Source organism: Acinetobacter sp. CY73, assembly GCF_059515865.1.
This window is the reverse complement of the sequence record NZ_JCAKMZ010000008.1, coordinates 80,587-95,801: the sequence shown is the minus strand read 5'-3', so window position 1 is coordinate 95,801 and position 15,215 is coordinate 80,587. Positions and strand designations below refer to the sequence as shown.

Annotated in this window: 13 protein-coding genes and 1 pseudogene; 7 read left to right on the top strand and 7 right to left on the bottom strand. The window is 39.3% G+C overall.

Annotated features, from left to right (window positions below; translation table 11 throughout):
* From AC5YD2_RS06200 to AC5YD2_RS06175, 6 genes and pseudogenes are all read right to left on the bottom strand, one after another.
* A partial coding sequence (locus tag AC5YD2_RS06200; protein ID WP_496124815.1) for an ISNCY family transposase occupies positions 1-1,057 on the bottom strand: 1,057 nt, incomplete at its 3' end.
* A gap of 139 nt (positions 1,058-1,196) precedes the next feature.
* The gene (locus AC5YD2_RS06195; RefSeq protein ID WP_496125486.1) at positions 1,197-1,583 is read right to left on the bottom strand and encodes a DUF7674 family protein; all 387 of its coding nucleotides are present in this window, start codon (positions 1,581-1,583) and stop codon (positions 1,197-1,199) included.
* A gap of 463 nt (positions 1,584-2,046) precedes the next feature.
* Positions 2,047-2,307 (bottom strand): annotated as a pseudogene (locus AC5YD2_RS06190) (PAAR domain-containing protein); the annotation flags it as partial.
* Between the two features lie 274 nt (positions 2,308-2,581).
* Positions 2,582-3,889: a DUF445 domain-containing protein gene (locus AC5YD2_RS06185; RefSeq protein WP_496125485.1), complete on the bottom strand. Its 1,308-nt coding sequence runs from the start codon at positions 3,887-3,889 to the stop codon at positions 2,582-2,584.
* A 54-nt stretch (positions 3,890-3,943) separates the two neighbouring features.
* Entirely contained in the window at positions 3,944-4,504 is a 561-nt protein-coding gene (locus tag AC5YD2_RS06180) for a CC0125/CC1285 family lipoprotein (protein WP_496125491.1), read from the bottom strand.
* Positions 4,505-4,653: 149 nt separating this feature from the next.
* Positions 4,654-5,193 (bottom strand): DUF924 family protein, encoded by a 540-nt coding sequence (locus tag AC5YD2_RS06175; RefSeq protein WP_496125484.1) that lies wholly within the window; start codon positions 5,191-5,193, stop codon positions 4,654-4,656.
* Positions 5,194-5,404: 211 nt separating this feature from the next.
* On the opposite strand from AC5YD2_RS06175, the gene gshA reads away from it, so the two are divergent.
* The 4 genes from gshA to AC5YD2_RS06155 all read left to right on the top strand — a co-directional run bounded on the left by gshA (position 5,405) and on the right by AC5YD2_RS06155 (position 8,869).
* Positions 5,405-6,982, top strand: a complete 1,578-nt coding sequence (gshA, locus tag AC5YD2_RS06170; RefSeq protein ID WP_496125483.1) for a glutamate--cysteine ligase — start codon at positions 5,405-5,407, stop codon at positions 6,980-6,982.
* 18 nt (positions 6,983-7,000) lie between these two features.
* Positions 7,001-7,498 (top strand): disulfide bond formation protein B, encoded by a 498-nt coding sequence (locus tag AC5YD2_RS06165; protein WP_496125482.1) that lies wholly within the window; start codon positions 7,001-7,003, stop codon positions 7,496-7,498.
* A gap of 87 nt (positions 7,499-7,585) precedes the next feature.
* Positions 7,586-8,317, top strand: coding sequence for an SH3 domain-containing protein (locus tag AC5YD2_RS06160; protein WP_496125481.1), 732 nt, complete (start codon positions 7,586-7,588; stop codon positions 8,315-8,317).
* Positions 8,318-8,371: 54 nt separating this feature from the next.
* The gene (locus AC5YD2_RS06155; protein WP_496125480.1) at positions 8,372-8,869 is read left to right on the top strand and encodes a metal-dependent hydrolase; all 498 of its coding nucleotides are present in this window, start codon (positions 8,372-8,374) and stop codon (positions 8,867-8,869) included.
* A 122-nt stretch (positions 8,870-8,991) separates the two neighbouring features.
* Here AC5YD2_RS06155 and AC5YD2_RS06150 read toward each other — a convergent pair whose 3' ends face one another.
* On the bottom strand, positions 8,992-10,323 hold the full coding sequence (locus AC5YD2_RS06150) for a PGAP1-like alpha/beta domain-containing protein (RefSeq protein ID WP_496125479.1): 1,332 nt from the start codon (positions 10,321-10,323) through the stop codon (positions 8,992-8,994).
* 246 nt (positions 10,324-10,569) lie between these two features.
* Between AC5YD2_RS06150 and AC5YD2_RS06145 the strand changes: the two genes are divergently transcribed.
* From AC5YD2_RS06145 to urtA, 3 genes are all read left to right on the top strand, one after another.
* A complete protein-coding gene (locus AC5YD2_RS06145; RefSeq protein WP_496125490.1) occupies positions 10,570-11,154 on the top strand; it encodes a YqiA/YcfP family alpha/beta fold hydrolase in 585 nt (194 codons plus the stop codon).
* 14 nt (positions 11,155-11,168) lie between these two features.
* Positions 11,169-13,049 carry a DNA topoisomerase IV subunit B gene (gene parE / locus AC5YD2_RS06140; RefSeq protein WP_496125478.1) on the top strand — a complete coding sequence of 627 codons (1,881 nt, stop codon included), beginning with the start codon at positions 11,169-11,171 and terminating at the stop codon, positions 13,047-13,049.
* Between the two features lie 815 nt (positions 13,050-13,864).
* On the top strand, positions 13,865-15,148 hold the full coding sequence (gene urtA, locus AC5YD2_RS06135) for an urea ABC transporter substrate-binding protein (protein ID WP_496125477.1): 1,284 nt from the start codon (positions 13,865-13,867) through the stop codon (positions 15,146-15,148).
* The last annotated feature ends 67 nt before the right edge of the window (positions 15,149-15,215 follow it).

Sequence of the window (15,215 nt, the reverse complement as noted above, 5' to 3'; positions counted from 1 at the left end):
TATATTGCCCAACTAATTTCTGGTTTAATTCAGTCGGTTCAAGCATATAAATACATTTGTCATAGGTCAGGGTTAGATTCTTGGTGACCTTACGCGGTTCCTGCCAGGTAAAAATATCATCCAGTTCAAGATCAGATTCGGTTAAGGGCCGATGTAAATTCTTTGAGTTTCTCGCACATTTGGCGAACCTCTGATTGAAATGCTCAATAAAGCAGGGTAGCCATGCATTGGCTTCAGCAATCGAACCGATGCCTTCTAGGCGCATCTCCTTGATCAAACGGTCCTGAAGGGTTCTATTCGCTCGTTCTACGCGGCCTTTGGCCTGTGGTGAGTTGGCGAAGATAATATCAATGTTTAACTCGTTCAGAATCCGCCCAAATTGCGTGATCTTGCTGTCTTGGCTCGATTTCTGATTGACTCGGAATACCGAGTGTTTATCGCTATAAAAGGCCAAGGGCTTCCCATATTGCTCAATGTAGGCTCGGGTTGAAAGCATGTAATCAAAGGTCGTTTCCGCTTCACAAAAGCGCAGATGCAACAGCTTTCCAGTGGCATCATCGATATAAACCAGCAAGCAGCATTTGGCGGCTCGGCCTTCAAACCAGTCATGATATGAGCCATCAATCTGAATCAGCTCACCCAAGCAATCCCGGTTATAGCGTGGCTGATATGGGCGTTTTAGACGTTTGGATCGCGGAATCCAGAGCTCATTTGCAGTCATCCAGCGCCGAAGCGTTTCTACAGGGATATTCAGGTCAAACATGCTGCTGAGCTTCTCATGCGCCAAGGTGGGTCCAAATCCGAGCAGATGTTCAGAAATAATGGAAAGGCACTTTGATTTTAATAACTCATCATGGCGATGATGACCCGGGTGACCACGACTGGCATGCGCCAGACCTGAAACACCGTCTTGATGGAGCTTCTGCAATAACCGGGTAATTTGACGAGTGGAAAGATTCAGGATTTCAGCAGCACGGACTTGGGTAATACGATGATCTCGAACCTCTTGCAGAACTGCAAGACGTTGAATTTCTTTATCAGACATAGTGATCAGCATCTATATTTTATATCCAGTCCATGATGATAAAAACCATCATAAACTAGACATTTTTATTGGTGAGAATATAGACAATTTAAATGGGTTCTAACAAGTTAAGTTCGCATAGCGGCCATTATGTTAAATACAAAATTAATTTTTAAAAATTAAGCCAAGTATGAGCATATTTTTTTGAAGCATTTAGTAATCTAGGTTCTATTAAGTCCCAATTACTTTTATGAGGCCCTGATAAATTTACTATGCCTTCTAGAAAACCTGTGGCAACAGCATTTGAAACTTCATTCTTATCATTCATTAATAGGTATTTTTCAATATCTAAAAATATTTCATCATAATGGTTTTTATTTATTTTGTCAAAGTTTGATATAAATTCATTACCTAAACTAGAAAATAATAAAGTTAATGGGGGACGCTCAGGAGACCAGAAATCTAAGTCTTCATCATATTTATTTTTAAAATTTTCATAATTATTAATTAAGAATTTTATAAAGCTAGGATAGCTACTGTAATCGAGATTATTTTCCATTCAAGGCATCCTTTAAATCTTTTAAAACATTTTCTGCAGCAGCTACATCCTTTGAAGATGCTCTTTTTTCTGCCCCTGCTTCTGTTGGTGGAAGCTTATCATTCTTATCTAGCCATTTTTCAAAAAATTTCACAGCATCTTCAGCCTTTTGTGTGTGTTCTCTTCCCCCAACTTTTTCTCCTGTTGCTTTTTCATAACGAACAGCATCAGCAGTACTTCCGCTACCTATCTTTGCACCATCTCTATAAATTTTATCCAGAAATGATTTTAATTGGGGATCATCCACATCTAGTTTATCCATTCGTCGTCTTAAATCTTTAACGTAATTTTCGAATTTAGCGACATTTTTAGCTGAATACTCCCCAATTTCTTCAGCGCCATTTTTTACAGCTTTAGCCGCTATTTTTACTTTTCCTAGACCAATTACTGCTCCTAATACTTCACCTTGTTCTAATTTCTTAGGTTGAGATACAACAAGATGTTGATTACCAATAAATGTAGCACCACACGTTGTTTTATCTCCTGCAAGAACTACGGCTCTGCCATTAACGATAGTTGATTGATCAGAGGCAATTGCTGAAACGACAATTTTACACTTGGGACAGAAATGTTTCATTCCATTCAAATGAACGGCAATTCCATTGATGATAAAGGTAGTATCACATTCCGAAACAATCCCGCCATGATTGGTCATTGATCCAATGGTTACTAAAGCTTTAGACATAATTTTATATTTTAGTTCTTTTATTATGTGACTAACTTATCATAATTTGTAGGTTTTAAATCGAAGTGATGAACCTAATTTGTTAATTATTCTAAAATTAACATAATACACCTGATGCGAAATCCCATAGTAAAAGTTTTTTAATTTCAATATCTTATGTATATTAAAAAAGCCCATTCGTCGCCGATTGGGCTTTTTACATGAATTATCATGTTCCACGCCGAATGATGTTTAAATATTTCAGCATATTTAATAGTAAATCTAATCAATGCATTTAAAACGCATACTCAACCACCGCCCGAATTATCCCTAAAACCAAACCAATAAATGCACCAACCACCACACCATTCACACGAATCATATGCAGGTCACCACCGACCTCATTTTCAATCTTGTCGATCATTTCACGCGAATCCCACTCATGGATACGCTCACTAATGAATAGAATCACTTTTTCGCTGTATTGATCACTCAGATTAATCGCAATACCACTGATTTTCTTATTTAAAAGCTCGCGAATGGCTGAGTTAGAGATGATATTTTCACCCAAACGTTGAATCGCAACACGAAGGTTTTCTGCAATACCTGAATCAGCTTTCAATAAATCATCACGGACTGCATTGCAGAGAATCACCACAGCACCGCTGATAAAGTTTAAGACTTGAGGGCTATCTAAAAGCGCATCTTTGGTTTCATTTAATCGTGTACTGGCTGTACTTTCAGGGTTTGCCAACTCAAGCATTAAATGCTGACCGATCTCTTCGATCTTTTGACGCCAAGGATGCTCAGGATCAGCCAACATCGATTCAACCCGTTCAATGAGAGAATCAATGGTACGTTGTTGTACATCAATCCCAATCCAGCTTGCACCTTTAGCAAGCTTCCAAACGCCTAATTCTTTAAACAGAGTGCGAGTGAGTTCATGGGTTTGATCAGGGTGTGTGGTCATCCATTCATGCGCCACATCTAAACCGCGTTGTAGTACATCTTGATGGAAATCGTTTTCGAGGACTGCACGGATCATCTCACTGGCAAGTTGATTGATCTGCGTGCTTTTGACCCATTGCACACTGTTATTTTGAATAAAGCGACCCACTTGCTCTTGCCCCACAAATTCAAAAATTTTAGGCACAGTTTGTTGAATCACTTGCGTGACTTGAGCATTATTTTGTGGATTGGCGAGCCATTTTCCCACAGCGAGACTGATGTCGGTACTGCTTAAACTTTTTTCAACCACCTGAGGAGATAGAAAGTTCTCCTGAACAAAACGACCCATCGATTCAGCAATACGGGCTTTATTACGCGGGATAATTTCAGTGTGATCTTTTAAGAATTTAGGTATTGGAATACGACCAAAAGGATTTCGAAACAGTACCGTAATCGCATACCAATCGGCTAAACCACCGACCACACCCGCTTCAGCAGACAACATTAAAATATGAATCAACCAAACATACTCAGGCATGAGCTTTGCAGCAATCATGAGTGCAATCCACGCACAGACTGCAATAATCAAAGCAATCATGGCGTAGCGTTTACTGCGATTTAAACTCGGTGAAGTATGTTCTTCGGTTTGACTCATCTAAACTCCAATCAATTTTGACAATGAATACTGCAATATTTTAAATGAATCTCATCATTTGGTCGGTGCAATCACAGGCTGTGGTTGTAAAACCTGACCTGTGGTACTGACGCCATATTTTTGCCCTAAGCTTTGTAAAATGAGACCTGCATCAAAAGCATCTGTCGGGGCAGATTTTTTATCTTTAAAGCATTGAATCGTATAAGAGACTTGAACAGGGTCAACATTGACCACTTGAGGTATGTCGTAATACGGATCATAAAACCCCGGGTGACGTCGATAGCCATAACCCCAAGGCGACATCATCGGCACTGGATAAACCACGGCTTGACGAGGAGGCTGTTGGTTGCGATTACTTGGATCATCCATAACTTTAAAATACTGAAAGCCTTTTAAGACTGTTGTTTGAGCTGATTTTAACAGGGCAATTTCTTCCGCGCTCCCAAAGCTCATATTGGAATGTCCTTGGAAACTGACCCGAAAAGTCTGCTCATTCAAAGGTGTGGTACTGAATTGACCCAATTGATCGAAGGTACGAGGCTGTGAAGGTGTCGTCACACAACCTGAAAGCACCATTACAGCTCCAATTGAAACACCAAGAAGTGATAATTTTATTTTATTCATTATTGGATGATGCATTGAATGACTCCCGAAATCAGCAGTAGGGTGCAAATGAATAGGCTCTGTCTAAATCATAGCAATTAAATCATTAGGACAACACATAATCGCGAGCTTTAGCTTAGGTCTATCCATAAGCAAAATATTTAAAAGCTACTGTTGGGTTGAGTTAAAAATTCGATTTCCTCAGCGGTTGATTCACGTTCCAAAATTTCATTTCGATGTGGATAACGCCCGAAACGATCAATAATCACTTTATGCTTTTTCTCAAAATCGAGATTGATTGGATTACCTAGTGCTTCAAATAGTTGAAGTGCTTGCTCATGAATAATTTTGGATTCACTGTGCATAAAAGGCATATATAAGAATGATCGCTGTTCAGGTGTAAGCTCTATATCTAAATCTAAACGAATGGCTTCTTGAGCAAGTGAAAGTGCCAAAGGATCTTGTGCAAACGCAGCAGGGTGATCACGGAATAGATTACGAGAAAATTGATCAAGCACAATAATTTCAGCCAAGCGCCCGTCAGCAGTTTCACGCCATGTCCAAAGTTCACAGCGCATGGCTTGTTGTAAGGTATGACCAAATTTTTCTTCAATCTCTAAGTCAAAGTCTTCACTTTTACTAAACCAAAATTCTTTATTTTCAGGATCGAACCAAAAATCGAGGACTTGTTTATAATTCATATTATTTACAGTTCTTTAAAGGCATTACATGCATAAAATCACAAATTTCTAACGTCATAAAGTTAAACTTTGTGATAAACAATAAGCAAATTATAAAGTGAGTTGGGTTGAATTGTGGATCGCAATGTCATACTGATCGATAATTCACGCTATACTTGATATAAATCAAACATTTTGTTTAAAGCCGTCTTAAAGATAAGCGAGTCCGTAAATGAGTCAACCCGAATCAATTTTTCAATCTTCATTACCAAATTGGGTGGATTCGACATTATTTAAGGGAATGTTACGCGGAATAGAGCGTGAAAGTTTGCGCATGCAAAGTAATGGTTTTTTGTCGCAAAAAGATCATCCTAAAGCGCTTGGCTCAGCATTAACTCATCCCCATATCACCACAGATTATTCTGAAGCGTTGATGGAGTTTATTACACCGCCACAAGAGACGATTCCACAGGCTTTAAACTATTTAAAAGATATACATGCTGTAGCACATCGCCATTTAGAAGATGGTGAAAAGTTATGGCCATTGTCTATGCCCTGTATGTTAGATGATGACGAAGAAAATATTCGCCTTGCAGAATATGGTACGTCTAACGTAGGACGCTTTAAAACCCTATATCGTAAAGGTTTAGGCGTACGTTATGGGCGTCGTATGCAGACCATTTCAGGTGTGCATTACAATGTTTCATTTCCAGATCAGTTGTTTGAAGAATTACAAAAACATGAATGGAATCCTGAGCTTAAAGCCTTAAATTTGCAAGATTATCGTAGTCATCGTTACTTCGGTTTGATTCGTAACTTTATCCGTTTAACGCCTTTAGTGATGTATCTGATTGGCGCTAGTCCTGCGGTCTGTCGCTGTTTTATGACAGGGCGTGAGCATCATTTATTGCCATTGGTCAAAGGAACATTACATTTACCGTATGCGACGGCTTTACGCATGGGTAACTTTGGCTATCAAAACTCGGCACAAAAAGAGCTGGGGATTCACTATAACAACTTGCCCGATTATTTAGTGGGTTTACAGCAAGCAGTGAATACGCCGTATAGCCCATTTTCACATTTGGGTCTGCAAGACAAAATGGGTGAGCCTACGCAAATTAATGATCATGTGCTCCAAATTGAAAATGAATACTATAGTTTAGTTCGTCCTAAACAAGTGCCTCTTGCAGGAGAGACGCCTTCGCAAGCCTTGGCAAATCGTGGCGTGGGCTATGTTGAACTTCGTGCTGTCGATGTGAACCCGTATAGTGCGATTGGTATTGATGAAGACACCGCAGCCTTCCTTGAAGTATTGGCACTGTATTGTCTGATGCAAGACAGTCCTGAATTGTATGATCCAGAATTAGAAGATATTGAGAAAAACCAAGCGGAAGTGGTCAATCGTGGACGTGCACCCAATGCCGTGATTCTTGAACATAAGAAGCAAGTTCCGATTTTAAAATGGATCGGTCAGCATCTTGCTCAGATGCAATCTTTGGCGCGATTACTCAACCAAACTTATTCAAGCCGAATTTATACCCAAGCCTTGGAAACCATGCAGCAACGTATTCATAAAGTGGATGAAACATTGTCGGCTAAAGTTATTCAAGATACTTTGAGTCATAAAGGTACTTGGAATTTTGGTAGTGAGATGGCCAATCAACATGCCCAAAGCTATGAAACGCATGTGTTGAAGCCTGAGACCATAGAATATTTTGACGGGCTTGCGCAAAGCTCATTACAAAAACAACAGCAACTTGAACAAGAATGTACTCAATCTTTTGATGAGTATTTAACTGCATTCAGATAATTGAAAAGAGGGTATTCCATGCAATGGAATAATTACCGTGTTATCAGTGGATTGTTATTTTTAGCCAGTGTCATTGGGATGGCATTTGCGTTGTACCTTGAACATTTTCGGGGTTTTAGTCCGTGCCCGCTGTGTGTATTTCAACGCGTTGGATTGATTGGCTTGGGTGTGATTTCTTTGATCGCCTTTGTTCATTATCCAAAACACACTGGATTAAAACGTGGCTATGCATTGCTTGGGACACTTTCTATTTTATGGTCAGCAGGGGTTGCTGCGCGTCATGTGTGGTTGCAGAACTTACCGCCTGATCAAGTCCCAAGTTGTGGCCCAGGTTTGGATTATTGGCTAGAAACATTACCTTTAAAATCTGTTTTTGATCAGGTGCTGAAAGGCTCTGGTGAATGTGCAGTGGTGGATTGGACTTTCCTGGGTCAATCCTTGCCTGTGTGGTCACTGGTGTTTTTTAGTGGGCTTGCAGTTGTTAGTATTTGGCAATTACTACGCAGATATTCTTAAACATTTGCCAAAATTAAACATAAAAGAACCAGCATTGATGTTGGTTTTTTATGATGATGAACTCATGAATTATAAGATAACCAGACAATGAAAATAAAAAATTTACTGTACGCATGTCCTTTTTTATTTTTTACGCAAACTTATGCGGATTACGGCATTATTCAAGACCTAGACGGTTATGTGAATGTAAGAGAATCTGATTCATTGAAGTCAAAAGTTACCGAAAAACTGAACAATGGCGACGTTGTATCATGCAATTTTGAGCAAAGCGACGCTTCTTTTTGCTACGCACTATTTGATGTGAATGGTCGTTCAGGCTCAGGCTTTGTACATAAAAGCCGAGTGAATTTTTTGAATGGATTTCAAAAATGGGCGTTCAAAAAGAGTATATCCAATGAAGCCATTTATAATCATGGACAGAATCAGCTTCACATTACTGTTCAATCACCACAATTATCTATTCGGGATTTTAAAAAGTCAGCCGAGTTATATTCACATTATAAAAATAAGAAATTTTTTGGAACGGATGGCAAATTACCTCACCAAGATAAGCTTTATCAGTTTGCCCAAATTGAGCTTAGGTATGATGGAAAAATAACGATTATCCCCAAACAAAATCTAGAGCAATATTTTTTCCCAAATAAACCTTTAGAATCAGGTGGCTTACAAGATCATCAAATGTCAGAAATCTATAGCAAAGGCAAGGACGTTTATATTTTTAACAGTTTATCGAATGGTGGAGCAACCCAATACACGTTGTTTTTACATATTCAGGATGGCAAGCTGATAAAACAAAGTGCTTGGTCTGAGCATCTTTGATTTGCTGAACAATATGCTTTTCATTCTATAAAATAAGCGAGCAGAGAAACAACAATGTTTATTGCACATTTACCATCAGGCTATATTTTAGCGAAATTATTAGAAAAAAAATTTAGACATAATCTGCTCAGTAAAGAAGTCTTTTTTATTGTTGTGATGATCGGAGCAGTATTTCCAGATATTGATCTTTTCTATTTTTATCTTTTTGACAATAGATCCGTACATCATCATAAATATTTTTTACATTGGTTTTCTTTTTGGATTCCCATATTTTTAATTTCTTATTTTTGTTTTAAACGATCAGTCTGCAGTAATCAGTTTGCATTGATGGCAACGCTATTTTCTGGTGCAGCGCTTTTACATATTTGCCTAGATACATTCGTCGGTGATGTTTGGTTGTTTGCACCATTCATTGATCAAGCTTATGTGTTTTTTGAAGTGACATCACGCTATCAACCTTGGTGGCTCAACTTTATTTTACATTGGTCTTTTGTTGTTGAATTGCTGATCTGTTTAATTGCCATTTGGATGTATTGGAAAGATCGAGAATAGTTTGAATTGATGTTCTTTAATTTTTCAATTCTCTGATTTATTTATTGGGTATTTTTTTGGTGAATCCTTGATGAGATTGAAGCTAATCTCATCAAGGTGATGAAATTGGCTCTCAACGAAACTCAAGTTTCAACAATATCCTGCATGGTTTCTAGCTTATTCAAATATTTTTGAATCTGTGTTTCTGCAATATCATCATGATGCGGGTAGAACCAACGCGCAATTTGTTCTGCGACACTCGAGTGATATTGGATTTCCATATGGTTCAAACCATAGAAAACAGCCTTATGCGACTCAGGTAATTTGAGTTGAAAACGTGGATTCGGATGTTCGCCCAAGGCACTTTTCACACTCACCAAATAGTCACCAATGACTTTTCGCGTACGATTTTTACGGGTTTCATTCTCAATTGTTCCTGCGACCAAAAACGTATTGATATGAGAGGGAAGTGGAGCAGGTTTGCGATTATCATCAATCATGCCGATACGCGCATCATTATGTTCCCAATCATCATCACGAACGCTGCCATGGCGTAAATCCAAAATACCATTACTGCGAATATTGACGAGATGACCTGCCAAATTCACAATCGGAAATTGACCTACTTTTTCTTGGATAGCAAAACCAATCCGTTCTAATACTGCGCCGTGATGTGGCGAGCCTAAACACACCAAGTTTTCAGCCATATGAAACCATTGATGCAAGTTTTGCTTACCGTAAAATAAAGCACTGCGTGAGACTAAGCCACCCATACTGTGCCCAATCAAATCAATACTGGTAATTCTCGGATTTCGTTTGACCAAATCTTCAAGCAGATTGGCTAAAGCACGACCATTGGTAGAGATCCGTCGCCCCGTGTTGTAATGCAAATACAACATCGTGTTGTTATCGCGTTGCGCTAATAATTTCTCTCCAATGCCACCGTAGTTGCGATTGGTCCAGTCCAAATGGTTCATACATAACCCATGACTAAAAATCACAATACGTCCAGACAAATCACCTTGTTGTAATTCGCCATAATGGTCATAAAGATTAGAGGATAAAGCCAGAGGGTTTTGATTCTTAAGTAGATAATCTCCAATAACACCATTGAGTGCACTCACCAAAAAAATCATTTTTGGCGTTAAAGGTTTGTCATGTAACCTTGGAAATTGATCGATGATTTTACGTAGCGTAGGCGCTAGAAAATAACTCCCGTAATTCAGGAGTGTGCTGTATGAAAAATCATAAAACTTTTTGACATAAGATTTTTTTTGAAATTCTTGTGATTTTTTCTTACTGAGACCGAAAATACTGAGCAACATTTCACGTTGTAAGGATTGAATTAGATTTTGAACAGCTTGATGTAGCGGTGTACTGACCAGTTGTGCCAAACCCTCCAATACGTCAGCTTGGCTAGGAGGAGATCTGTCCCATTTACAATAGGTTTCGTGGAGCGGAGTTAAACTCGGCATGTGTTTGGTCCTTTTCCAAGATGATCATGCTTAACACTTTCTTTTAAGCCGTAATCATTGTATAAAATCCATTCTAGTTATCTTATGTGGTTCTTCCCGAACATTTTTTTAAAATAACGATGATTGATCAGTTGCACGGTTTTTTTTGTCTGACAAAAGTCGATAATGTACAAAAACCTAACAAATTTGTGAATTTGGTCACATTCAGGATTAAATAAATTCATTTTAAAAATCAATCCAATGGCAATGAATATTATCTACCTCCATGGCTTCAAAAGTAGTGCTTTATCGATTAAAGGACAACAGTTAAAACAATATTTTTTGAGTCATTTACAGGTGAATGTACATTTGCCTGATCTCAATCAACCACCTGATCAGGTTATACAGAATGTATCGAATTTGATTGAGTCTTTGGATGAAGTTGTCTTGGTCGGGAGTAGCTTAGGTGGTTTTTATGCGACACAACTGGTCGCCAAATACAGCATACCTGCTGTTTTAATTAATCCGGCTATGCGACCATGGCAACTCTTTCGAGATTTATTTGGTGAAGGCTTACTGCCATTTGCAGTGACCGCTGAATGGACTTTGGATCATGCACAACTTGATCAATTACAACAGATGGCTGTGCCGTTTGTGCAAGATGCAGACAAAATTTTAGTTTTACTGCAACAAGGTGATGAAGTTTTGGATTATCGTGAAGCTCAGCGTTATTATAGTCGCGCTCAATTTAGCTCATTGGTGATCACAGAGAGCAAGGGCAATCATGCGATGGATAATTTCGCAGACAAAATACCGATGGTCTATCAGTTTTTATCGGACTGCATACAATAAGGAAACAGTACAACGTGTCTCAATATACGGCTCAATCACTTGAAGTTCTATCTGGTTTAGATCCGGTTCGTCGCCGTCCCGGCATGTACACCGATACCACGCGTCCAAACCATTTGGCGCAAGAAGTTATTGATAACTCAGTCGATGAGGCACTGGCTGGACACGCCAATAAAATAACCGTCACGGTATATAAAGATGGCTCATTATCTGTGGAAGATAACGGTCGCGGGATGCCTGTCGATATTCACCCTGAATACGGTCAAAGCGGCATTGAAATCATTCTCACCAAACTCCATGCAGGGGGTAAATTTAGTACCGATAACTACCAATTTTCAGGTGGTCTGCATGGGGTCGGGATTTCAGTGGTAAATGCACTATCGACCCGGGTTGAAGTTGAAGTGCAGCGTCAGGGTAACCTGTACAAAATGGCATTTGAACAAGGTGTACCTGTTTCAGAACTAGAAGTATTCGAGGGCAAAGCACCGAAACGTGCTTCAGGTACTTCAGTACATTTTTGGCCTGAAGCTAAATATTTTGATTCACCCAAATTTGCCTTAAAAGCACTCAAGCATAATCTAAAAGCCAAAGCTGTATTGGCTGCGGGTTTGCAGATTAGCTATATCGATCAAATCAACGATGAAAAAATCGTGTGGCAGTTTGAAAATGGTTTAGTCGATTATTTGATGGATGAATTGGAAGACCGTGAGATTCTTCCTAGTCCTGCTTTTGTTGCAACGGGTTGTGCAGAACGTGCGAGTGCTGAATTTGCGATTTGTTGGAATGCTGAAGGTGGTGAACAGATCCAAGAAAGTTATGTGAATCTCATTCCCACTGCACAAGGCGGTACGCATGTGAACGGTTTACGTTCGGGTGTCACTGATGCGATGCGTGAGTTTTGTGAATTGCGAAATTTATTACCCCGTAATTTAAAACTCGCCGCTGAAGATGTTTGGGATGGGGTGAACTACATTCTTTCACTCAAGTTCCAAGAGCCACAGTTTTCAGGACAAACCAAAGAACGACTTTCGAGCCGTGAAGCGTCTGGTGTGGTACTCAATATTGCCAAAGATGCCTTTGCATTGTGGCTCAACCAAAATTCTGAAATTGCGATGCAACTCGCGGAACTGGTGATTGCCAAAGCAGGTCGTCGTTTAAAAGCTTCGAAAAAAGTTGAACGTAAGAAGATTGTGGCAGGTCCGACTTTACCCGGTAAATTATCCGACTGTGTCGGACATGATCTAGATCAATCTGAGCTGTTTATTGTGGAAGGAGATTCAGCGGGTGGTTCAGCCAAACAAGCCCGTGACAAGAACTTCCAAGCGATCATGCCGATTCGCGGTAAGATCTTAAATACTTGGGAAGTCTCATCAGATGAGGTCTTGGCTTCTCAGGAAGTACATAACATTGCGATTGCGATCGGGGTCGATCCCGGTTCTGATGATCTTTCAGAATTACGCTACGGCAAGATTTGTATCTTGGCCGATGCCGACTCAGATGGTTTACATATTGCGACCTTATTGTGCGCACTGTTCGTGAAGCATTTTCCAACGTTGGTGGAAGCCGGTCATTTGTATGTGGCAATGCCGCCGTTATATCGTATCGATGACAATAAAGATGTGCATTATGCGCTGGATGATGCTGAACTTGAAGGAATTTTGAAAAAAGTCAAAAGTAAATCTCCACAAATTACCCGATTTAAAGGTCTGGGTGAGATGAACGCCAGTCAACTGCGTGAAACAACGCTTGATCCAAATACACGCCGTTTGGTGCAATTGGATTTGGATGATAGCCATTTTACAGCGGGTTTACTCGATAAATTACTTGCGAAAAAACGTTCAGGTGATCGTAAAGAATGGTTGGAACAGAAGGGTAATTTGGCGGATATCGTCGTTTAATCTTATCCCTCAATTAAACCTTTTGATGAAGCCCGCAATTGCGGGCTTTTTATATAATAATTTTTAAAAAAATAATGGATTCACAAGAAAATTCAAACTGATATACGAGAAAAAAATTGATCAAAAAGGCTCATTAGAGATGTGAAGGTTACAAAGCAAATTTTAGATCATGCTAATAGCTTAGATCCCGATTTGAAAAAAATATTAGACAATGAATTCAAATTAGGAAATAAGATTATAGCCAGATGTGAGTTGTACACTACATTTCAAAAATAAATATTTTTATATTTATCAATGAAATATTAGTTACAATATTGTAGTGTAAGGAGTAGATTTGGCTATAGTAGCGCAAGTTCAGATTATCCAGATGTAGGGTCAATACCTGTTACCCTTGCTGAGAATTGCAAGCGAAATATAAAATAAAAAAAAGTACAATATAGCAAAATTAATGATCCACATTATTGGTCTGAACATTACATGTCGTTGACTGATCCTCGACATAGGATCCTGCATTAATGCACAAATCTTGTGCATATTGTTCAATGGATATGCTTACAAAAGAGCGAAAACGGAAATGATGAATGCAATGTTGTATACAAGGTTGTATTCATTTTTACACGTAAGCGTCGCTTGAAAATAAGTTTAAGTCTATTATTTTTCTATTATTACAATATTGATTTCTCTCATTAAAATATATTTTTAGATTTCTTTGTTTGATTGTAGTTTTCCGCTTTGGCATAGAAATTGAATTGTCTCACCTGATTCAAAACCAAATTCATGCATGTTTATGCATCACTCGCTTTGGAGTAAATCAGATGTTTCAACAAAAAATATTTTCAAGAACATTACTCGCAATTGCAATGTTGGGGAGTATTGCTTTAACAGGGTGTTCGAAGTCGACTGAAAAAACGGAGACATCATCAGCAGATGCATCAGCACCAGTGACATCTGGAGAGACGATTAAAGTCGGGATTCTACATTCATTGTCTGGAACCATGGCGATTTCAGAAACATCACTGAAAGACACGGCGTTGATGACGATCAATGAAATCAATGCGAGTGGCGGTGTTTTGGGCAAAAAACTTGAACCTGTCGTGGTTGATCCTGCATCGGATTGGCCTTTATTTGCAGAACGCGCGCGTCAATTGATTACCCAAGACAAAGTGGCGGTGATCTTTGGTGCGTGGACATCCGTTTCACGTAAATCAGTCTTACCTGTGGTTGAAGAACTCAATGGTTTGATGTTCTATCCTGTGCAGTATGAAGGGCAGGAGCAGTCTAAAAATATTTTCTATACTGGTGCAGCACCGAACCAGCAGGCGATTCCTGCGGTTGAATACCTCATGAGTGAAGAAGGCGGTAAAGCGGAACGTTTTGTGCTGTTGGGGACAGACTATGTTTATCCGAGAACGACCAATAAAATCTTACGCGCATTCTTAAAGTCAAAAGGCATTGCTGAAGCTGACATTATGGAAGAGTACACACCATTTAGTCACAGCAACTATCAAACTATTGTCGGCAATATTAAGAAATTCTCAGCAGGTAAAAAGACCGCAGTAATCTCCACCATCAATGGTGACTCGAATGTGCCGTTCTACCGTGAACTGGGTAATCAGGGCATTAAAGCATCTGATATTCCAGTCATGGCATTTTCTGTCGGTGAAGAAGAATTACGCGGTATTGATACCAAGCCATTGGTTGGACATTTAGCGGCATGGAATTATTTCATGTCTGTTAAAAATCCAACGAACCAAAAATTTATTGAAAAATACAAAAAATTTGCGGTTGAGTACAAACTGCCAAATGCAAACAAAGTCGTAACCAATGATCCGATGGAGGCTACTTATGTCGGCATCCATATGTGGAAACAGGCGGTCGAAAAAGCAGGTTCGACTGACGTGGATAAAGTTCGTGACGCGATGGCAGGTCAAAGCTTTACTGCGCCATCGGGTTATACCTTGAAAATGGATGAAAGCAATCATCATTTACATAAACCGGTCATGATTGGTGAAATCCGTGCTGATGGTCAGTTTGACGTGGTGTATAAAACGCCAAATGTGATTAAAGCGGAGCCATGGAGCCCATACATTCCGAAATAACGTTATTGAGCTTATTGCATCCGCGATAGGCTTTTTGTCTTTTAATTCCGTTTTCGGAAAAATACTC